At 61.2% G+C, this 19,734-nt stretch carries 17 protein-coding genes; 4 read left to right on the forward strand and 13 right to left on the reverse strand.

Annotated elements, in window-relative coordinates; genetic code table 11:
- Nucleotides 1-11: 11 nt before the first annotated feature.
- From NN662_RS18585 to NN662_RS18630, 10 genes are all read right to left on the reverse strand, one after another.
- Nucleotides 12-878, reverse strand: a complete 867-nt coding sequence (locus NN662_RS18585) for a carbohydrate ABC transporter permease (RefSeq protein WP_261931695.1) — start codon at nucleotides 876-878, stop codon at nucleotides 12-14.
- A gap of 3 nt (nucleotides 879-881) precedes the next feature.
- Complete coding sequence (locus NN662_RS18590; protein WP_261931696.1) at nucleotides 882-1,952, reverse strand: ABC transporter ATP-binding protein; 1,071 nt, start codon at nucleotides 1,950-1,952, stop codon at nucleotides 882-884.
- A gap of 17 nt (nucleotides 1,953-1,969) precedes the next feature.
- Entirely contained in the window at nucleotides 1,970-3,040 is a 1,071-nt protein-coding gene (locus NN662_RS18595; protein ID WP_261931697.1) for an ABC transporter ATP-binding protein, read from the reverse strand.
- A 57-nt stretch (nucleotides 3,041-3,097) separates the two neighbouring features.
- Nucleotides 3,098-4,609 carry a glycerol-3-phosphate dehydrogenase gene (glpD, locus tag NN662_RS18600; RefSeq protein ID WP_261931698.1) on the reverse strand — a complete coding sequence of 504 codons (1,512 nt, stop codon included), beginning with the start codon at nucleotides 4,607-4,609 and terminating at the stop codon, nucleotides 3,098-3,100.
- 122 nt (nucleotides 4,610-4,731) lie between these two features.
- Nucleotides 4,732-5,502: a DeoR/GlpR family DNA-binding transcription regulator gene (locus NN662_RS18605; protein ID WP_261931699.1), complete on the reverse strand. Its 771-nt coding sequence runs from the start codon at nucleotides 5,500-5,502 to the stop codon at nucleotides 4,732-4,734.
- Nucleotides 5,503-5,629: 127 nt separating this feature from the next.
- On the reverse strand, nucleotides 5,630-6,580 hold the full coding sequence (locus tag NN662_RS18610; RefSeq protein ID WP_261931700.1) for an ABC transporter substrate-binding protein: 951 nt from the start codon (nucleotides 6,578-6,580) through the stop codon (nucleotides 5,630-5,632).
- A gap of 114 nt (nucleotides 6,581-6,694) precedes the next feature.
- A complete protein-coding gene (locus NN662_RS18615) occupies nucleotides 6,695-7,714 on the reverse strand; it encodes an ABC transporter permease (protein ID WP_261931701.1) in 1,020 nt (339 codons plus the stop codon).
- Nucleotides 7,711-9,255: a sugar ABC transporter ATP-binding protein gene (locus tag NN662_RS18620; protein WP_261931702.1), complete on the reverse strand. Its 1,545-nt coding sequence runs from the start codon at nucleotides 9,253-9,255 to the stop codon at nucleotides 7,711-7,713. Before NN662_RS18620 ends, NN662_RS18615 begins: the two co-directional genes overlap by 4 nt.
- A gap of 31 nt (nucleotides 9,256-9,286) precedes the next feature.
- Nucleotides 9,287-10,036 carry an SDR family oxidoreductase gene (locus tag NN662_RS18625; protein ID WP_261931703.1) on the reverse strand — a complete coding sequence of 250 codons (750 nt, stop codon included), beginning with the start codon at nucleotides 10,034-10,036 and terminating at the stop codon, nucleotides 9,287-9,289.
- A 25-nt stretch (nucleotides 10,037-10,061) separates the two neighbouring features.
- Nucleotides 10,062-11,579, reverse strand: coding sequence for a UxaA family hydrolase (locus NN662_RS18630; RefSeq protein ID WP_261931704.1), 1,518 nt, complete (start codon nucleotides 11,577-11,579; stop codon nucleotides 10,062-10,064).
- A 116-nt stretch (nucleotides 11,580-11,695) separates the two neighbouring features.
- On the opposite strand from NN662_RS18630, the gene NN662_RS18635 reads away from it, so the two are divergent.
- The 3 genes from NN662_RS18635 to NN662_RS18645 are packed head-to-tail and all read left to right on the forward strand — an operon-like array spanning nucleotide 11,696 to nucleotide 13,916.
- On the forward strand, nucleotides 11,696-12,403 hold the full coding sequence (locus NN662_RS18635) for a GntR family transcriptional regulator (protein ID WP_261931705.1): 708 nt from the start codon (nucleotides 11,696-11,698) through the stop codon (nucleotides 12,401-12,403).
- 39 nt (nucleotides 12,404-12,442) lie between these two features.
- The gene (locus NN662_RS18640; protein ID WP_261931706.1) at nucleotides 12,443-13,495 is read left to right on the forward strand and encodes an aldo/keto reductase; all 1,053 of its coding nucleotides are present in this window, start codon (nucleotides 12,443-12,445) and stop codon (nucleotides 13,493-13,495) included.
- Complete coding sequence (locus tag NN662_RS18645) at nucleotides 13,485-13,916, forward strand: RbsD/FucU family protein (protein WP_261931707.1); 432 nt, start codon at nucleotides 13,485-13,487, stop codon at nucleotides 13,914-13,916. The genes NN662_RS18640 and NN662_RS18645 overlap by 11 nt, the downstream gene beginning before the upstream one ends.
- Before the next feature lie 60 nt (nucleotides 13,917-13,976).
- Here NN662_RS18645 and NN662_RS18650 read toward each other — a convergent pair whose 3' ends face one another.
- Together NN662_RS18650 and NN662_RS18655 are read right to left on the reverse strand one after the other, a co-directional pair.
- Nucleotides 13,977-15,146 (reverse strand): nucleotide sugar dehydrogenase, encoded by a 1,170-nt coding sequence (locus tag NN662_RS18650; protein WP_261931708.1) that lies wholly within the window; start codon nucleotides 15,144-15,146, stop codon nucleotides 13,977-13,979.
- Between the two features lie 156 nt (nucleotides 15,147-15,302).
- Entirely contained in the window at nucleotides 15,303-17,780 is a 2,478-nt protein-coding gene (locus tag NN662_RS18655) for a heavy metal translocating P-type ATPase (protein ID WP_261931709.1), read from the reverse strand.
- Nucleotides 17,781-17,970: 190 nt separating this feature from the next.
- Between NN662_RS18655 and NN662_RS18660 the strand changes: the two genes are divergently transcribed.
- A complete protein-coding gene (locus tag NN662_RS18660; RefSeq protein ID WP_261931710.1) occupies nucleotides 17,971-18,198 on the forward strand; it encodes a heavy-metal-associated domain-containing protein in 228 nt (75 codons plus the stop codon).
- A 123-nt stretch (nucleotides 18,199-18,321) separates the two neighbouring features.
- On the opposite strand, the gene NN662_RS18665 is transcribed toward NN662_RS18660, so the two are convergent.
- Nucleotides 18,322-19,449, reverse strand: a complete 1,128-nt coding sequence (locus NN662_RS18665) for a hypothetical protein (RefSeq protein WP_261931711.1) — start codon at nucleotides 19,447-19,449, stop codon at nucleotides 18,322-18,324.
- Between the last annotated feature and the right edge of the window lie 285 nt (nucleotides 19,450-19,734).

Raw genomic sequence — 19,734 nt, forward strand, 5'->3', positions numbered from 1 at the left:
CGGCTCTCCTTTCAGTTCTTTGCGTCGCTTGTGGTCATGACGGTGTAGAAGACCCATGACAGAAGCAGGATGATGAGGAAGTAGACGATCGACATGGCGGCCGCAGGACCGAGGTCGAACTGGCCGAGCGCCATCTTGACGAGGTCGATCGACAGGAACGTCGTCGAATTGCCAGGGCCACCGCCGGTGACGACGAAGGGCTCGGTGTAGATCATGAAGCTGTCCATGAAGCGCAGCAGGATGGCGATCGTCAGGACGCGCTGCATCTTCGGCAGCTGGATGAAGCGGAACACGGCCCAGCGCGATGCACCGTCGATCTTGGCCGCCTGGTAGTAGGCGTCCGGGATCGAGACGAGGCCGGCATAGCAGAGCAGCACGACGAGACTGGTCCAGTGCCAGACGTCCATGACGACGACGGTAATCCAGGCATCGAACGGATCAGCGACGTAATTGTAGTCGAGGCCCAGCCGGTCGAGAACATAGCCCAGGAGACCGATGTCGCTGCGGCCGAAGATCTGCCAGATGGTGCCGACGACGTTCCACGGAATGAGGAGCGGCAGCGCCATGAGCACGAGGCAGAAGGAGACGCCAAGTCCCTTCTTCGGCATGTTCAGGGCAATGACGATGCCGAGCGGGATCTCGATTGCGAGAATGATGCCGGAGAAGATCAGGTTGCGCATCAGGGCATCCCAGAAGCGCGGCGAATGCAGAAGTTCGGTGAACCAGTCCGTTCCGTTCCAGAAGAACTCGTTGTTGCCGAAGGTATCCTGAACCGAATAGTTGACGACGGTCATCAGCGGGATGACGGCCGAAAACGCCACCAGCACGAGCACGGGCAGGACGAGAAACCAGGCCTTGTTGTTCCAGGGTTTTTCCATCTCTCAGGCCTCCGGTCCGACACGCCAGGAATCGACGTAGACATTGATTGCAGCGGGATCGAAGGAAAGCCGGGCATCGGCCGGGATTTCGCCGTCCTCCGGCACGACGATCGAGAAGGGCTGACCGGCAAATTCGGCACGGACGATCTTCTGCCGGCCGATGTCCTCGACCTTGGCGATGTTGACGGGCATGCCTTCGCGGCCAAGCGTCGCGAATTCGGGACGAATGCCGATCTCGGTGCGGGCACCGGACTTGAACTCCGGCGCGAAGCCGAGCGCGATCGTTTCTCCGCCGACCACGGCGCTGGCGCCATCGATTTTTGCCGGCAGGACGTTCATGCCCGGCGAACCGATGAAATAGCCGACGAAGGTGTGGCGCGGCCGCTGGAACAGCTCTTCCGGCGTACCGATCTGCACGATCTCGCCGCCATACATGACGACCACCTTGTCGGCAAAGGTCAGCGCTTCCGTCTGGTCGTGCGTGACATAGACCATGGTGAAGCCGAAACGGCGGTGAAGCTGCTTGAGCTGGGACCGCAGGACCCACTTCATGTGCGGGTCGATGACGGTCAGCGGCTCGTCGAACAGGATGGCGTTTACGTCGGAACGCACGAGGCCGCGGCCGAGCGAGATCTTCTGCTTCTGGTCGGCGGTCAGGCCACGCGCCTTGCGCTTCGACCAGTCGGCCAGATCGATGATCTCGAGGACCTCTCGGACCCGCTTGTCGACATCGCTTTCCGGGACGTTGCGGTTGCGCAACGGGAAGGCGAGATTGTCGTAGACGGTCATGGTGTCGTAGATGACCGGGAACTGGAATACCTGCGCAATGTTGCGCTCCTGCGTCGACAGGTTGGTAACGTCGCGGTCGCCGAACAGGATGCGGCCTTCCGACGGCTGCAGCAATCCGGAAATGATGTTCAACAGCGTGGTCTTGCCGCAGCCGGACGGTCCGAGCAGAGCGTAGGCGCCGCCGTCGTTCCATTCGTGATGCACTTCCTTCAGCGCGTAGTCCGCATCCGACTGCGGGTTCGGCATGTAGGCGTGGCGGATATGGTCGAGTTTGATACGTGCCATTTTATTCTCCCCGCCCCTTACGCGTCTGCCGCCAGCGTCCGGCCATCGGCGCTGAAGGCAAGCAGATGCCGGGTGTCGACGAAGACGTCCATGGTCTGGTCCGGCGTGATGTCATGGACGCCCGGTTCGATCATCACCCAGCGCTGACCGGCATAGCTCATGTGGACGAAGCTTTCCGAACCGGCGATTTCCGAAATCTCGGTGCGCACCGTCATCTTCGCCGCCCCATCGGATTGTGGCTTGAAGGAAATGTGATGGGGCTGGAAGGCGACCATCACCGGTCCGTCGGAAATGCCCGCCAGATGGGCGGGCACCGCCATGACCGGCTTTCCGTCGACCGTGAAGCTGGTACCCGACTTGACAACCGGCAGCATGTTCAGCGGCGGGTCGGCAAAGGTCTGGGCGGTAACGAGATCGACCGGCCTGCGATAGACGTCGATGGTCTTGCCGAACTGGGTGATGCGTCCTTCCGACAGCGTTGCGGTGTTGCCGCCGAGAAGCAGTGCCTCCGACGGCTCCGTCGTTGCGTAGACGAAGATGGCGCCGGTCTGGGCAAAGACCTTCGGCAGTTCCTCGCGCAGTTCCTCACGCAGCTTGTAGTCGAGATTGGCGAGCGGCTCGTCGAGCAGAACGAGGCTGGCATTCTTGACGATGGCGCGGGCAAGCGCCGTGCGCTGCTGCTGGCCGCCGGACAGATTGAGCGGGGTGCGGTCGAGATAAGGCGTCATCCTGAGAAGCTCTGCGGCGCGGCGCACCTCGCGGTCGATCGTCGCCTTGTCCTTGCCCTGCAGGCGCAGCGGCGAGGCGATGTTCTCGTAAACGGTCATCGCCGGGTAATTGATGAACTGCTGGTAGACCATGGCGACGTTGCGATTCTGGACGGGCACGCCAGTCACATCGACGCCATCAAAGAAGATCGAACCGCTGGTCGGCTTGTCGAGGCCACACATCAATCGCATCAGCGAGGTCTTGCCGGACAGCGTCGGTCCCAGAAGGACGTTCAGCTCTCCCCGCTGAAGCACAAGATTGGTCGGGCGAATGTGATGCTCGCCTCCCACCAATTTGGCCGTATTTCGCAGTTCCAACATCGAAAGTACCGGGCCTCCCACCCTGGTGGCTTCGACGGGGATATGAAGTCCCCTTCGCTATGCCGCCTCAGCCGCCGACATGTATTTCTCCAGCGCCGCCCGCTCCTCGGCGGACAGACGCAACCCCATCTTGGTCCGCCGCCAGAGGATATCCTCTGCAGAGCGGGCCCATTCCTCGTTCACGAGATATCTGACTTCCGCCTCGTAAAGATCGGCGCCGAAGAGATGGCCGAGCGCGGCCGGCTCCTTCGCATCGCCGAGCAGTTTCCAGGCGCGCGTTCCATAGAGCCGCACGAGACGCCGGGCGTGGCGAGCGGACAGGAACGGATAATTCGTCCTCAGACGCGACACTTCGGCCTCGTAGCCGGTCGGCGGGAAGTCGCCACCCGGAAGGGAGGTCCCCGCCGTCCACGACTTGCCTTTCTCGCCGATCGCGGAACCGATCTTTTCGAGAGCCGCCTCGGCGAGACGACGATAGGTCGTCAGCTTGCCGCCGAAGACGTTCAGAAGCGGCGCATTGCCTTCGCCATTTTCCAGGCGCAGCACATAGTCGCGGGTCGCCTCCTGCGCCTTGCTGGCACCGTCGTCGTAAAGCGGGCGGACGGCGGAATAGGTCCAGACGACATCGTCCGGCGTCACCGGTTCCTTGAAATACTCGCTGGCGGCACTGCAGAGATAGGAAATCTCCTCGCCGCTGATCTTCACGTCCTTCGGGTCGCCGTCATAGTCGCGGTCCGTCGTGCCGATCAGGGTAAAGTCCTGTTCGTAAGGGATGGCGAAGATGATGCGGTTGTCCGGGTTCTGGAAGAAATAGGCGCGCGGATCGTCGAACTTCTTCTTCACGACGATGTGGCTGCCCTGAACAAGGCGGACGTTATGGACGTTGTTGTTGCCGAATGTGCCGCTCAAAACATTGTCGACCCAGGGACCGGCGGCATTGACCAGCATGCGGGCGCGATAGTCCGTCATCGCGCCGGTCTGGGTATCCCTGACGGTCACCTTCCAGACGTCGCCGTCGCGGCGGGCGGACGTCACCTTGGTCCGGCTGAGGATCGTCGCGCCGCGTTCCATCGCGTCTCGGGCATTCAGCACCACCATGCGGGCATCATCCACCCAGCCGTCGGAATATTCGAACGCCTTGTCGAACAGCGGCTTCAATGGCTTGCCGGCCGGATCCTGGCGCATGTTGAGCGTCTTCGTCGCCGGCAGAAGCTTGCGACCGCCGAGGTGATCGTAAAGGAAAAGGCCGAGTCGGATGAGCCAGGCCGGGCGAATGCCGCCCTTGTGGAACGGCAGCACGAAGCGCATCGGCCAGATGATGTGCGGCGCCATGGCCCAGAGAACTTCACGCTCCATCAGGGCTTCGCGCACGAGGCGGAATTCATAATATTCGAGATAGCGCAGGCCGCCATGAATGAGCTTGGTTGCGCCGGACGACGTGCCGGAGGCGAAATCGTTCATTTCGGCGAGCGCGACCGAATAGCCGCGCCCCGACGCATCACGTGCGATGCCGCAGCCATTAATGCCGCCACCAATGACGAAAATGTCGAAAGTCGAGTCCGCTGACATTGATTCCCACCCTTGTTTTCGCAATGCACAATTTCTCGCATTTGCGAAAGCAGGAATATGCTAAATCGAAAACAAAACGAATGTCAAACGAAGATTTGTGAAATTTTCACGCCGTGCATTTCTCACGGGCCGGCCGACGTTTCGATCAACCGCACATCGCTTTCGTTGCAGATTTCGCGAATACCAGGCAAGGGGCAATGATCGGTGATGAAGGTATGAACCTGGGAAATATGGCCGATGCGCACCGGCGCCGTGCGCTCGAACTTGCTGGCATCGGAGACGAGGATGACGTGGCGCGCATTGGCAATGATCGCCTGGGCGACTTTCACTTCCCGGTAATCGAAATCGAGAAGCGCGCCATCCTCATCGATCGCGGAGACGCCGATGACGGCGAAATCGACCTTGAACTGACGGATGAAGTCGACGGCAGCCTCACCGACGATACCGCCATCGGAGCCGCGCACCACACCGCCGGAAATGACCACCTCGATTGAGGGGAAGACACGCAAGCGATTGGCGACATTGATATTATTGGTGATGACCATCAGTTCCTTATGGTCACTGAGTGCCTCCCCCACCGCTTCCGTCGTGGTGCCGATGTTGATGAACAGGGAGGAATTGTCGGGGATGATTGCAGCCGCGGCCTGCCCGATCGCCTGCTTTTCCGCAGCCGCCATCGACCGGCGCGCTTCGTATTTGACGTTTTCGTTTCCGGTCGGGAATAGCGCGCCGCCATGGATGCGCGTCAAGGCGCCTGCATCGCAGAGGTCGTTCAGATCCTTGCGGATCGTCTGGGGGGTGACGGAGAAGCGTGTGGAGAGTTCCTCGACGAGAACCCGACCCTGCCCCTTGGCAAGCTCGACGATCTCCGTCTGGCGGCTGGTAAAATGCATGGTCCCCCCTCGTGAACTTGCTTTTTGCATTCATCGTAGGGAAAAATGAAAGCGTAGCAACTGAAATGCGAAAGGCCCGGCGAATAGCGCCGGGCCTTCCTTTTGGGACAATCGTCCGCCATCGATCTCAATCGTAGAGAACGGCAGCGATCTTGGGGTCTTCCATGTTGGACTTGTCGTACCAGTAGAAGCCGGTGTCGATGTGCTTCTCGACCGGCTCGCCCTTGACGGCGGCAACGGCAGCCTTGACGGTCTCGTAACCGATGCCGACCGGGTTCTGGGTGATCGCGCCGGCCATCACGCCGTCCATGATCGCCTGCTTCTGGCCCTTGCCGGAATCGTAGCCGATGATGACGATCTTGCCGACATTGCCGGTTTCCTTGACGCCGTTGACGACGCCGAGAGCCGAGCCTTCATTGGCGCCGAAGATGCCCTTGATATCGGGGTTGGCAGCAATGATCGACTTGGTGATTTCGGTCGACTGAAGCTGGTCGCCAGCACCGTACTGGATGTCGACGATCTCGATGTTCGGATGCTTTTCCTTCATCTCGTTGACGAAGCCGTCACGGCGGTCGATACCGGTGCGCGAGGTCTGGTCGTGCACGACGAGCGCGACCTTGCCGGAATCACCGATCATCTCGGCCATCTTGTCGGCGGCCAGTGCCGCAGCGGCGACGTTGTCCGTCGAGCAGGTGGTGACCGGAATGTCGCTGTCGACGCCGGAGTCAAAGGCGATGACCGGGATGTTTTCGGACTGTGCCTTCTTCAGGAGCGGGATCGCCGCCTGGCTGTCGAGGGCTGCAAAGCCGATGGCACGCGGATGCTTGGCAAGCGCTGCGCTCAGCATGTCGATCTGCTTGTCGACCTGGGCTTCCGTATCCGGACCTTCGAAAGTGACGTCGACGCCGAAATCGGCGGCGGCCTTGTCGGCACCCGATTTCACGGCCTGCCAGAACTGATGCTGGAAGCCCTTCGAGATCAGCGGGATGTACATCTTGTCTTCGGCGCTGGCGCCACCGGCGGCTGCAAGCATGGCCGTCGCGCTGACGAGACCCAGGATAGTGCGTCTTGTGAACATGTGTTCCTCCTAAAGTTAACGTTCACTCGGTAGTCGTATTCCATTCCAGGGGCGGTTCTCCCCTTCTTGCCTCCGCTGTCCTCCTCGGAATGGCGGAAGCAAACTCTTCCACGGTCAGACGCGCTTGCGCCGGACCATGTCGGCATAGACAGCCGCAATGATGATCGAGCCGGTGACGACCGTCTGCCATTCCTGCGGCATAGAGAGAATGCGCAGGCCGTTCAGAAGGACCGACATGATCAGTGCACCGATTACCGTCCCAAGGATCGTGCCGCGGCCGCCGGAGAGCGACGTTCCGCCGATCACCACGGCGGCGATGGCATCGAGTTCGTAACCTTGACCCAAGGCCGGTTGCGCGGAATTGAGGCGCGAGGCGATGACGAGGCCGGCAATGCCGCAAATGCCGCCGGCGAGAGCGTAGATTGCCATCTTCCAGGCATCGACATTGACGCCCGAGAGGCGCGCGGCCTCTTCGTTGGAACCAAGGGCGAAGCAGTAGCGGCCCAGCACCGTGCGCCCCAGAATGTAGGACGCCACGCCGGCGACGATGAACAGGATGATGACGCCGTTGGGCACGGGCACGCCCGGGAAGATGTCGCCGACGATGGATCCCGTCGAGATCAACGAGAATCCCGGCGTGTCGTTGAAATAAATCGGCTTGGTACCGGAAATGACGAGCGACAGACCCTTGAGGATCAGCATCATGCCGAGCGTGGCGATGAAGGGGGGAACCTTCATCTTGGCGATCACCGTGCCGGAGACGAGACCGACGCAGGCACCGGTTCCAATTGCGGCAATGATGCCGAGCGGCAGCGGCATGCCGGCGTTCGTCAGCACGACGCCGGCGATGACGGCCGTAAAGGTCATCAGGGTTCCGACCGACAGGTCGATGCCACCGGTGATGATGACGAGTGTTGCCGCGACCGCGAGAATGCCGTTGACGCTGGTCGCCTGCAGAATCGCCAGAATGTTCGACGTCTGCATGAAATTCGGCGAGGCGATCGAGAACCCGACGACAAGCACGATCAGTGAGGCGAAGGCCCAGATTTTCTGCTGCGCGGATGAAAAGCGGCCGGGGCCTTTCGGGGCGGCCGGGGCCGGCGTCTGCGCTGCCGTTGCTTCCTGATTGGTCATCCTGCCCTCCTGGCATTTGCTTCGTTCGCACCGGCTGCCGCCATGGATTCGCGCAGCGTCGCCAGATGCATGATGTCTTCCTGTTTGGTTGCCGCTCCACCTGGCAGAATGCCCGTCAGACGCCCTTCGCACATCACGGCGATACGATGCGACAGACGCAGGACCTCCGGCAGTTCGGAACTGATGACAATGATCGCCTTGCCGCTTGCGGCAAGTTCCATCAGCAGATCATAGATTTCCGACTTCGCACCGACATCGATCCCGCGGGTCGGCTCGTCGAAGATGAGGATGTCACAGTCGCGCAGCAGCCATTTGGCAATGACTACCTTCTGCTGGTTGCCACCCGACAGAAGCCGGACCTCCTGACGATCCGACGGCGTGCGGATGCCAAGCTGGCGGATATAACCGACAGCGGTCTCCTGCATCGCCTTCTCGTCAAGCCGGCCCATGCCGTTGGTATATTGCTTGAGCGAGGCAAGCGTGATGTTGGCACGGACATCCATGCCGAGAGCAAGACCGAAATGCTTGCGGTCTTCGGACAGATAGCCGATGCCGGCTTTTACCGCGTCGTGGGGTGTTGAAATCCTGGTGGGCTTGCCGTGGACATGGATTTCCCCGGACTCAAGCGGGTCGGCGCCGAAAATCGCCCGGGCAACTTCGGTGCGGCCCGCACCCATCAGACCGGCAAAGCCGAGAATCTCGCCCTTGCGGACGGAAAACGAAACATCGCGAATTTCACGGCCACGGTTGAGCCCACGAACCTCGAGCGCCAACTCGTTGGCGGACGTATCGGGAACGGTGAGCGCCTCGTCCTTGACCTCGCGGCCGACCATCATGGCGATGATCCGGTTGATCGGCGTGTCCGCGGCTTCGACCGTTCCAACCCATTCGCCGTCTCGCATGACCGTCACGCGGTCGGCTATGCGCTTGAGTTCATCCATCTTGTGGCTGATATAGACGACGCCGACACCTTCAGCCTTCAGCTTGCGGATCATGGCAAACAGTTCGGCGATTTCCGCATCGTTCAGCGCTGCCGTCGGCTCGTCCATGATCAGGATGCGCGAGCGGTAGGAGAGAGCCTTGGCAATCTCGACCATCTGCTGCTTGGCGATCGTCAGACCGCCGACAACCACTTCGGGGCTGAGCTTCAAATTCATTGCGGCAAAGATGTCAGCGGCCTGGCGGTTCAGCTTCTTCTCGTCGAGACGGCCGAACGACAGACGGGGCTCGCGGCCGATAAAGATGTTCTGCGCCGCGGTCAGGTCATTCATCAGGCTGAGCTCCTGATGGATGATGCCGATGCCGGCCGCCTGGGCGGCGCGCGGGCCATCGAGCGTGACGGACGAACCACCTACGAGGATCTCGCCTTCATCGGGCTGGTAGATGCCCGACAGGATCTTCATCAGCGTCGACTTGCCGGCGCCGTTCTCGCCCATCAGTGCATGCACTTCGCCCGGTCGCAGGTCGAAATTCACGCTTTTCAGGGCATGGACGCCGGGGAACCGCTTCTCGATCCCCCGCATTTCCACCATGTTTTCCATTCTTGACCCTCCCTTGCCTTGAATGTCTTCGTCAGATTGTCACACCGCCATCCACAAGCAATGCCTGACCACTGACGAAGCGACTTTCGTCGGAGAGAAGATAAATGACCATCGGAGCGATGTCGTTTACGGTCGCCAGCCGGCCCATGGGCTGACGGGCGATGAAGTCCTTTTCTGCCTGCACCGGATCGGCGGCGGATGCGATGCGGCCACGCAGCGACGGCGTATCGACGGTTCCCGGGCACAGCGCATTGCAGCGCACGCCCTGCTTGACGAAGTCGGCGGCGATGGATTTCGTCAGCCCTATGACGGCAGCCTTGCTCGCGCCATAGACGGCGCGCAGCGGGAAGCCTTTGATGGAAGACGCCATGGAGGCCATGTTGACGATCGACACGGCGCCAGTCGCCTCTGCCCGTTCCAGCATGCCGGGCAGAAGCGCGCGGCACATGCGCATCATGGCGGTGACGTTCAGGTCCATGGAAAAGGCCCAGTCTTCGTCACTCACATCCAGTATGGAGCCGTGATGGACGAAGCCGGCGCAATTGAACAGGCCGTCGAGCGGCGGCAGGTCGGCGGCAAGCGCCTTGATCTCATCCGGCTTGGTCACGTCGAGAAGCCGGGTCTCGATCGCGGGATTCTCCTTTGCCAAGGTCGCCAGCGTCTCGGCATTGATATCGGTTGCGATCACCTTTGCGCCTTCGGCCGCACAGCCAAGCGCAGATGCCTTGCCAATGCCCTGGCCAGCGGCGGTGATCAGGATCGTTTTGTCTTTCAGTCTCATTGCCTATACTCCCTGAACCCGCGGCCTACATGACAGCGCCGATTTGCCAGGGCACGAATTCCGCCCCACCAAAGCCCAATTCCTCGCTCTTCGTTTCTTCCCCGGATGCGACGCGGATGATCAGTTCGAAGAGTTCACGGCCCTTGTCCTCGATGCTGACACCGTTCGTGACGATGTCACCGCAATTCAAATCCATGTCGTCCTTCATCCGCTCGTACATTTCCGAATTGGTGGCGAGCTTGATGCAGGGCGTGGGCTTGTAGCCGGAGACCGAACCGCGGCCGGTCGTAAACACGATCAGGTTGGCGCCGGACGCGACCTGGCCGGTGACCGAGCACGGATCGAAGCCGGGGCTGTCCATGAAGACAAAGCCCTTCTGGTCGATCTTCTCGCCGAACTTGTAGACGCCGCGCAGCGGTGCGGTGCCACCCTTGGCGACCGCGCCGAGCGACTTTTCCAGAATGGTGGTCAGGCCGCCGCGCTTGTTGCCTGGCGACGGGTTGTTGTCCATCTCGCCGCCGTTGCGAGCGGTATAATCCTCCCACCAGCGGATGCGCTCGATCAGCTTTTCGCCGACCTCTACCGTTTCGGCGCGGCTCGTCAGCAGGTGTTCAGCGCCGTAGATTTCCGAGGTTTCCGACAGGATCGTCGTGCCGCCGTGGCGCACGAGCAGATCGGAAGCATAGCCGAGAGCCGGATTGGCGGTGATCCCGGAATAGCCGTCGGAACCGCCGCACTGCATGCCGATGACGATTTCGGAGACCGGCGCCGGGCTGCGGACGGCGCGGTTGGCGAATTCGGCCACTCCGCGCAGCTCTTCCAGACCCTTTTCGATCGTCTTGCGGGTGCCACCCTCATGCTGGATGGTCATGTAGCGCAGCATGCCGTCCTTGCGGATGCGGCGGCCGCCGACGAGATCGGGGATCTGCATAACTTCGCAGCCGAGGCCGACAAGCAGTATGCCGCCGAAGTTCGGGTTCTGCGCATAGCCGGACAGCGTGCGGAACAGGGTCGCATAGCCTTCGTCCTTGCCGGACATGCCGCAACCGGTGCCGTGCACGATCGGCACGATGCCGTCGACATTCGGGAAAGCGTCGAGCATTCCGGATTTCTCGGCCGCCTCGGCAATGAACCGGGCGACCGAGCCGGAACAGTTCACGGACGTCAGGATGCCGATGTAGTTGCGGGTGCCGACCTTCCCGTCTGCACGGTGGTAGCCCATGAAGGTGCGCTTTTCGGCGATCTCCGGCAGCGGAGCATTGCGGCTCGCGAAGGCGTAATCCTGGGTATGCTCGCCCATGCCGAGATTGTGGACATGAACGTGTTCGCCAGGCGTGATGTCCTGCTTGGCCTGACCGATGATCTGACCATAGCGCAGCACGTTTTCGCCGGCCGCAATGGCGGCCGTGGCAATCTTGTGTCCACGCGGGACGGCCTGGGAAAGCGTTACGCTCTCTACAACGCTGCCTGCCGGCAAATCGTCCAGTGCAATCACGACGTTGTCGTCGGCCTGCAGGCGAATGATCTTCGCGGCAGCGTTCATCTGGATATCTCCTCCAACACTCGTCCCGTATTCAAGTTCGGGATTGGCACAAGAGGTAGCTTGACTTGGCGGAGCTGTCAACTAACATGTTAGTCAGCAGGAGGATAATCAGGGACATGACGGAAACGCTGGATGCCGCATCATTGACGGCCATTTCAGACCTGCCCGGTTCACTGGCGCAGCGTGTCTACCAATCGCTGCGCGACGCGATCCTGTCCCTTGCCGTGCCACCGGGCGCCGTCTTGCGGAAGAGCGTGATTTGCGAGGAACTCGGCGTTTCTCGGTCGCCCGTTTCGGAAGCGATTGCCCGCCTGTCTTCCGAAGGGCTGGTTGACGTCATTCCACAGTCCGGGACGCGCGTGTCGCGCTTTTCCATCGATGAAATCCGCGAAGGCGCCTTCATGCGGGAAGCGCTCGAGCTTGCTGCCGTCGCCAAGGTTGCGACCGATAGAACGCCCGAGCAACTGGCCCAGCTGACCCGCAACCTGCGCCTGATGGAGCTTCTTGCCGAAGACAACGATCAGGCCGGCTTCTACAAGGAAGACGAAGCCTTTCACGCCCTTCTGATGGAGTTTACCGGATTCCCCGGCCTCGCCGCCGCTGTGGCAACCATCTCGCTCAAGCTGAAGCGTCCGCGCATCCTGCTTCTGCCTTCGCCGGGCCGCTCCGCGGAAGTGGTCGCCGAGCACAGGGAGGTTCTGGAGGCGATTCGTGACGGCGATGCTGAAAAGGCCCAGGCCTCTCTCCGTTTCCACCTCAGCCAGCTGGTCCGACGTTTCGACTCGCTGGAAAAGCAACACCCCGAATTCTTCCGCCCGAAATAGGGCGGCAGCAACAACCAGAATTCCCCACGGGAGGACATCATGAAACCATCCGACATCCGGCTCCTTAACGGGAGAACAAAGACACCCGTGCCGCTGACCCGCATGGGTTTTGGCGGCGCGCCGCTCGGCAATTTGTACCGCAAGATCAGCGAAGAGGACGCTCAGGCCGCGTTGCTCGCAGCCTATGAAGCCGGCGTGCGCTATTTCGATACGGCACCGCAATACGGCCTCGGGCGCTCGGAAGAACGCTTCGGCAAGGCGATGAAGGTCTTCGGGCGCGACAACATCCAGCTATCGACAAAGATCGGCCGGCTGCTTCTCGATTGCGAACCGCATGAAGTCACCCCAGAGGCCTTCGTCGATGTGCCGCAGAAACGCATCGTTTTCGACTACACCTATGACGGGGTGATGCGCAGCTACGAGGCAAGCCGCCAGCGAATGGATATCCGCAATGCCGACATTCTGCTCGTTCATGACGTCGATGTCTTTTCCCAGGGATCGCAGGAGAAAAGCGACGAAAAGGTCCGCGAACTCTTCGACGGAGGCGGCTACAAGGCGCTGATCGAACTGCGTGACGCGGGCGAGATCGCCGCGATCGGCGCAGGCGTGAACGAATGGCAGGTTTGCGAACGCCTGCTCGGGCTGGGTGACTTCGACTGCTTCCTGCTCGCAGGCCGCTATACGCTTCTGGAACAGGAAGCGCTCGACAGCTTCCTGCCGCTCTGCGAACGCCGCGACGTCGGCATCATTCTCGGCGGCCCCTACAATTCCGGCATTCTCGCGACCGGGGCGATCGAGGGGGCGAAATACAATTATGCCCCCGCGCCGGAACCGATCCTGGAGCGCGTGCGCCGTATCGAAGAGGTCTGCAAGGCGCACGACACGAAGTTGATCGCCGCCGCACTGCAATTCGTCTTCGGCCACCCCTGCGTCAAGACGGTCATCCCCGGAGCCGTCAACGCCGGCGAGGTGAAGGCGAATGCCGCGCTGCTAGAAACCACCATTCCCGACGGCTTCTGGTCCGACCTGAAGTCACAGGGCCTTGTCCGCCCGGATGCGCCGCTACCGACGGAGACCTCGCATGCTGCGTAACATACCGCAAATCCTGTCGCCGGAACTGCTCTACACGCTGCGCGCCATGGGCCATGGAGACGAGATCGTCATTGCCGACGCCAATTTCCCGGGCTCCAGCATCGGCCCGGATTGCCTGCGCCTCGACGGCATTTCGGCAACCGACACGATGAAGGCCATCCTGACCGTCATGCCGCTCGACACATATGTGCCGGATCCGGCGCTGACCATGCAGGTGGTGGGCGAACCGGACGCGGTGCCCGAGGTCGTTGCGGAGTTCCAGTCACTGATCAATTCGACCGCCGACAACCCGGCAAAGATCGGCACCCTGGAGCGTTTCGCCTTTTACGAACGCGCCAGCAATGCCTTCGCGATCGTCCAGACCGGCGAACAGCGGCTTTACGGCAATATCATCCTGAAAAAGGGCGTCATCGGCCCGTAATCGACGCCCAAATGAAGCCGCCGCTCCCGGTTATCCGGCGGGCGGCGGCTTTTTCGCGTCCTAGAGGTCACCGCCGAAGATGTCGCGGGTGTAAACCTTGTCCTTGACGTCATCGAGTTCCGGATGGAACCGGTTTGCCAGGACCACGTCCGACATCGCCTTGAACTCTTCCAGATCGCGCACGACGCGGGAATGGAAGAATTCCTCTTCCTTCATCGCCGGCTCGTACAGCACGACATTGATGCCCTTGGCCTTGATGCGCTTCATCACGCCCTGGATGGAGGAATCACGGAAATTGTCCGACTCAGCCTTCATCGTCAGACGGTAGATGCCGACGACGCGCGGGTTCAGGCGGATGACGCTTTCTGCAACGAAATCCTTGCGGGTCGAGTTCGCCTCAACGATGGCGCGGATCAGGTTCTGCGGCACGTCGCTGTAATTGGCCAGCAACTGCTTGGTATCCTTCGGCAGGCAGTAGCCGCCATAGCCGAAGGACGGATTGTTGTAATGCGTGCCGATGCGCGGATCGAGGCTGACCCCGCTGATGACTTCCGAGGCATTCAGCCCGTGCGTGGCGGCATAGGTGTCGAGCTCGTTGAAGTAGGCAACGCGCATGGCAAGGTACGTGTTGGCGAACAGCTTGACCGCCTCGGCCTCGCTCGAGCCGGTGAAGAGAACCGGAATATCCTGCTTGATGGCGCCCTGGCAGAGAAGGTCGGCAAACACCCTGGCGCGCTCGGACCGCTCACCCACAACGATACGCGAGGGGTGCAGGTTGTCGTAAAGCGCCCGGCCCTCACGCAGGAATTCCGGCGAGAAGATGATGTTGTCCGACTTGAACATGCGGCGGACCGAATCCGTGTAGCCGACGGGGATGGTCGACTTGATGACGATCGTAGCTGACGGATTGACGGAGATCGCATCACGGATCGCCGCCTCGACGGCACGGGTGTCGAAATGGTTGGTCACCGGATCGTAATTGGTCGGCGTCCCGATGATGACAAAATCGGCACCGGCATAGGCGTCGTTGATATCGGTCGTAGCGCGGAGGTTGAGCTCCTTCGTCGCCAGGTATTCCTCGATCTCCCTGTCCACCAGCGGCGAGACGCGGCGATTGATCATGTCGACGCGGCTTTCGGAAATATCGACGCCGACGACCTCATTGTGCTGCGCCAGCGTGATGGCGTTGGAAATGCCCACATAGCCGAGACCGGCAACCGTAATTTTCATGCCCTGCTCCAAATGTCGCGCGTTCGGGCCGGGTCCAGCGCGCGCACCCGGCGGCGCTGTCGTCTATCCAGCCCGCGCGACATTCGTGTGACGCGGAAGCTGCCGGCGGAAAGCGATTTCCTGTTGCGCGCCAGCAATCATATCCGACCGGTCAGGTCAAGGTTTCACCGTCATCGGAGGCGCCTCGGCAAGGACAGGCCGCACGAAGCGCAGACGCAGCGCATTGGTCAGCACGAAGACCGAGGAAAGAGCCATGGCACCGGCGGCAATCACCGGCGACAGCAGGATGCCATAGACCGGATAGAGCACGCCGGCCGCGACGGGGATGAGAAGCACGTTATATCCGAAGGCCCAGAAAAGGTTCTCCTTGATATTGCGCATGGTCCGCCGACTGATGTCGAAGGCGTTGACGACCCCGCCGAGCTCTCCCGACATCAGCACGACATCGGCGCTTTCGATCGCCACATCCGTTCCCGTGCCGATGGCGAGACCGACATCGGCGCTGGCGAGCGCCGGAGCGTCGTTGATCCCGTCGCCGACAAAGGCGAGCTTGCCGTGCGCCGTCTGCAAACGTTTGAGCGCCTGCACCTTGCCGTCCGGCAGTACCTCTGCGACCACATCGTCGATCCCGAGTTCGGCGGCGATCGCCTCCGCCGTGCGCCGATTGTCGCCGGTAATCATCGCGATCTTCAATCCGAGGCGGTGCAGCGCGTCAACCGTCGCGCGCGCCGACGGCTTGACGGGATCGGCAACACCCATCGCAGCGGCCGCGCGACCGTCGATTGCCGCGTAAAGCGGGCTGCGCCCGGCAGTACCAAACGTCGCGCCCGCCTCGGCGAGCGAACCGAGCGCGATGCCCTCGGAGCCGAGAAGCCTGTCGGCCCCGACCAGAACCTCACGGCCGTCGATGGTGCCCTTCAACCCCATGCCGGTGACGGAGGTGAAATTCTGCACCTCAGACCTCGCCAGCCCCTGCGCGTCGGCAGCCCGGGTGATGGCTGCGGCGATCGGGTGTTCGGACAGGCTTTCGAGGGATGCGACGAGGCGCAGGACCTCGGCCTCCTCCATGCCGTCAGCGACCGTGATATCCGTAAGCTCGGGCCGACCGATGGTCAGCGTGCCGGTCTTGTCGAAGGCGACGATCTGGCTTTCGTGCAGCGACTGGAGGGCGTCACCCTTGCGAAAGAGGACGCCGAGTTCTGCCGCCCGGCCGCTGCCGACCATGATCGAGGTCGGCGTCGCGAGACCCATGGCGCAGGGGCAAGCAATGATCAGAACGGCGACGCCGGCGACCAGCGCATAGGTGAGATCGGGACCGAAGAGGAGCCAGACCGCAATGGTCGCGATCGCTGCGGCAATGACGGCCGGAACGAACCAGGAGGTGATACGGTCGACCATGCCCTGTATCGGCAGCTTGGCGCCCTGGGCCTGCTCGACCATGCGGATGATCTGCGACAGCATCGTATCGGACCCGACCTTGGTCGCCCGGAAGGTGAACGAGCCCGTGCCGTTGACCGTGCCGCCGGTGACCGCCGCCCCTTCGCGCTTTTCGACCGGCGCCGGTTCGCCGCTGATCATGCTTTCGTCGACGAAGGAGTGTCCCTGCACGACCTCGCCATCCACGGCGATCTTCTGGCCGGGCAGAACCCGGATGACGTCACCCACGACAATGTTATCAATGGAAAGCTCAACGAAGGCCCCATCGCGCTCGACCTGCGCCGTCTTCGCCTGCAGGCCGATGAGCTTGCGGATGGCTTCGCCCGTCTGCCCCTTGGCGCGGGCCTCGAGATATCGGCCGACAAGAATCAGGACGACGATCATAGCGCCTGCTTCGTAATAGACGTTGCGGGTGCCTGGCGGCAGAAGACTAGGGAAGAACGTGGCGACGACCGAGAAGCCCCAGGCGGCGGAGGCGCCGAGCGCGACCAGCGAGTTCATGTCAGGGGCGGCCTTGAACAAGGCAGGAATGCCGATCGTGAAGAAGCGCCGGCCGGGCCATATGAGCACGATCGTGGTCAGGACGAACTGGATGATCCAGCTCGCCTGCATGCCGATCGTCGCATGCAGCCACTCGTGAAAGGCAGGAACGGCGTGGCCGCCCATTTCCATCACGAAGACCGGCAATGTCAGAAGCCCGGCGATGATCGCCTTCTTCTTCAGCTCGGCCGCTTCGCCTGCCTTCCGGTCCCTGCCCTCGTCGGCAGCGGTGCTCGACTTCAGCTTCGCCGGGTATCCGGCCTTTGCCGACGCCTCGATCAGTTGCCGCGTCGAGACGGCACCATCGACGTAACGGACAGTCGCCGTTTCGGAGGCAAGGTTGACCGAAGCGTCCAACACACCGGGAACTGCCGAGAGCGCCTTTTCCACGCGCTTGACGCAGGAGGCGCAGGTCATCGAGTCAATCTCGAGACTGACGGTCTCTTCGGCTGCTTGATAGCCAGCCTTTTCGAGCGCTGCGACGAGTGGCGCGCTGCCTGCAGAGCCGTCATATTCGACGCGTGCCGTTTCGGAGGCCAGATTGACCGAGGCGCCCCTGACGCCCGGCACCGCCGAGAGCGCTTTTTCGACGCGCTTCACGCAGGACGCGCAAGACATTCCGCCAACCTTGAGCGTCAGTGTTTCCGGTGCGGACATGGCCGGTTCCTTCCCTGCACAATTTCGATTGGCCCATAAAATAATCCTTCCCACAATGGGAAGGTCAATAGCGCCGACGAACGATTAGCGGAAACAACGAATGGGCTTGACCTTCCCACCGTGGGAAGCCCTAAGTTCAGTCACATGCAATCGGTATTGAGGCCGAACGGATCGAAAAAGGAGTATCATCATGAATGCTGACAGCACGCAGACGTCCACAGGCACGACAGTCTTTCATGTGCCGGACATGACCTGCAATCACTGTGTCGGAACAATCAAGTCGGCGCTCGCAGACCAGATGCCCGACGCTACGGTGGCGATCGACCTCGGCAAGGCAGAGGTCCGCGTCGGCGGCGACAAGGCGCGGGCCGAATCGATTATTCGCGATGCGGGATATACGCCAAGCGTCGTGGCCTGACACTTTCTGCCGACCGGTCCTCGCGGAAGTTGGAGATGCCGAGCAGAGTGTGGGATACGGCGTAAAATTTGAAGTGACGGATCGGGCATATCGCCCGGTCACGAACCTGCCGAATGGCGGATCTTACTCTTCGCGCAGCTTGCGAACACGCTGGATGTGCTTGGTGAGCCGTTCCCTCGGCGTGAGGGGCTGACGCTTCTTGTCGGCAGCGGCAATAGACTGTTCCCAACGCGATTTCTGTGACGGCGGCCGTTCGCGCTCTTCCCGCACATTGCTGTTGCTGGCCCGCATGAACCAGCCTTCGGTTGCTGGTGAATCCACAGCGAAAAAGGCTTCCGCAGATTTTTGCTGCTGAAGGGGCGTGTTCTGCTGCACGGGCCTGCGTACAGGCGCCTCCTGCTGCTGCACAGGTCGAGGCCGTGCTGCCGCCGGTGCCTCCTGCTGCTGCACGGGGCGCGGCCGTATTGCTGCCGGTGCAACCGGGGCTGCGCGGCTTGGCAAGGGCGTGACGGCAGGCTTCGGCGCAAGCGCCGGCTGCGCCTCGCGGTCTCCGGCATCCCCGACCCGACCGACCAGGATGGAATAAACGCGCAAAACCTTCTTCTGGATGAGATCGTGATCCGGTGACGCCTGGATGGCATCGCGGGCCTGCACGAATGTCGAGAACATGGCGTTGAAGAAGGTCCAGAAATTCTGCTCGCCGAAGTAATGATAATCTTCACGGACTGCGATCATCCGCTTCAGGTAATGGTCGATGCGCGCCATCGCCTCCACCTCGAGAACGCCTGCGCCCATCACGGCCTCTGCGGCAGCCTGCACCGCTTCGACAGCATCTTCGATCTCGCTCTCGTCACTTTCGACAATCCCTTCGCTTTGCAACCGAAGCGAGATCGCCTCCAGGATTGCCAGATTGGTCGCCGAGAAGTGACGCTGGAAATGCGGTTCGGCGCGCGCGCCGAAATGTTTCGCCTCAAATGTATCGGCTACGAGGTCGAGGCATTCCATCCATCCGGTGCGGACGGAAAGTTTACGTAGGGGAAGGTGGCTGATCTCGACCTTGATGTCTTCGCACAGTCCGCGCAAATTGTTCTGCAACGCGGCAAAAGACGAATACTGAAGAGATTGCGTAATATCTTCAATGACTTGCCAGACCATGACGGACTGGTGGGTGGCCACATGCGGAATAATGGCCATCGCATTGCCCAATAATGCTGAGCACAAATTCTGAAGCCGCTCCGCTTTATCGACCAATTCAATGCCCCTGAACAATTTCTAACCCGTTATATAATCAATACACGATTTCACCACATTGACGCCACACTTAATTTACACGCTTTAGTTACCATTTTTGGGCCTAATGATCTGCCTTCCGTAACGTCATGATTTTTGGTATGCGCTTATTGCATATTGGAAATTTCTAATTCTCCGCCACAATCGCGGCCTCTCTGAAAATGGCATAGTGCAATTTGTCGCATGCCGTCGGACGAGTCGTTTGGGACCACCCGAGCGAGAAAACGGGTCGAGACAAATTGCTCG

Source organism: Rhizobium sp. NRK18, from assembly GCF_024385575.1.
GTDB lineage: Bacteria > Pseudomonadota > Alphaproteobacteria > Rhizobiales > Rhizobiaceae > JANFMV01.

What these genes read in the sequence shown, in the direction of transcription:
- NN662_RS18585 (WP_261931695.1), bottom strand. Translation starts at nt 878, where the DNA reads ATGGAAAAACCCTGGAACAACAAGGCCTGGTTTCTCGTCCTGCCCGTG.
- NN662_RS18590 (WP_261931696.1), bottom strand. Translation starts at nt 1,952, where the DNA reads ATGGCACGTATCAAACTCGACCATATCCGCCACGCCTACATGCCGAAC.
- NN662_RS18595 (WP_261931697.1), bottom strand. Translation starts at nt 3,040, where the DNA reads ATGTTGGAACTGCGAAATACGGCCAAATTGGTGGGAGGCGAGCATCAC.
- glpD (WP_261931698.1), bottom strand. Translation starts at nt 4,609, where the DNA reads ATGTCAGCGGACTCGACTTTCGACATTTTCGTCATTGGTGGCGGCATT.
- NN662_RS18605 (WP_261931699.1), bottom strand. Translation starts at nt 5,502, where the DNA reads ATGCATTTTACCAGCCGCCAGACGGAGATCGTCGAGCTTGCCAAGGGG.
- NN662_RS18610 (WP_261931700.1), bottom strand. Translation starts at nt 6,580, where the DNA reads ATGTTCACAAGACGCACTATCCTGGGTCTCGTCAGCGCGACGGCCATG.
- NN662_RS18615 (WP_261931701.1), bottom strand. Translation starts at nt 7,714, where the DNA reads ATGACCAATCAGGAAGCAACGGCAGCGCAGACGCCGGCCCCGGCCGCC.
- NN662_RS18620 (WP_261931702.1), bottom strand. Translation starts at nt 9,255, where the DNA reads ATGGAAAACATGGTGGAAATGCGGGGGATCGAGAAGCGGTTCCCCGGC.
- NN662_RS18625 (WP_261931703.1), bottom strand. Translation starts at nt 10,036, where the DNA reads ATGAGACTGAAAGACAAAACGATCCTGATCACCGCCGCTGGCCAGGGC.
- NN662_RS18630 (WP_261931704.1), bottom strand. Translation starts at nt 11,579, where the DNA reads ATGAACGCTGCCGCGAAGATCATTCGCCTGCAGGCCGACGACAACGTC.
- NN662_RS18635 (WP_261931705.1), top strand. Translation starts at nt 11,696, where the DNA reads ATGACGGAAACGCTGGATGCCGCATCATTGACGGCCATTTCAGACCTG.
- NN662_RS18640 (WP_261931706.1), top strand. Translation starts at nt 12,443, where the DNA reads ATGAAACCATCCGACATCCGGCTCCTTAACGGGAGAACAAAGACACCC.
- NN662_RS18645 (WP_261931707.1), top strand. Translation starts at nt 13,485, where the DNA reads ATGCTGCGTAACATACCGCAAATCCTGTCGCCGGAACTGCTCTACACG.
- NN662_RS18650 (WP_261931708.1), bottom strand. Translation starts at nt 15,146, where the DNA reads ATGAAAATTACGGTTGCCGGTCTCGGCTATGTGGGCATTTCCAACGCC.
- NN662_RS18655 (WP_261931709.1), bottom strand. Translation starts at nt 17,780, where the DNA reads ATGTCCGCACCGGAAACACTGACGCTCAAGGTTGGCGGAATGTCTTGC.
- NN662_RS18660 (WP_261931710.1), top strand. Translation starts at nt 17,971, where the DNA reads ATGAATGCTGACAGCACGCAGACGTCCACAGGCACGACAGTCTTTCAT.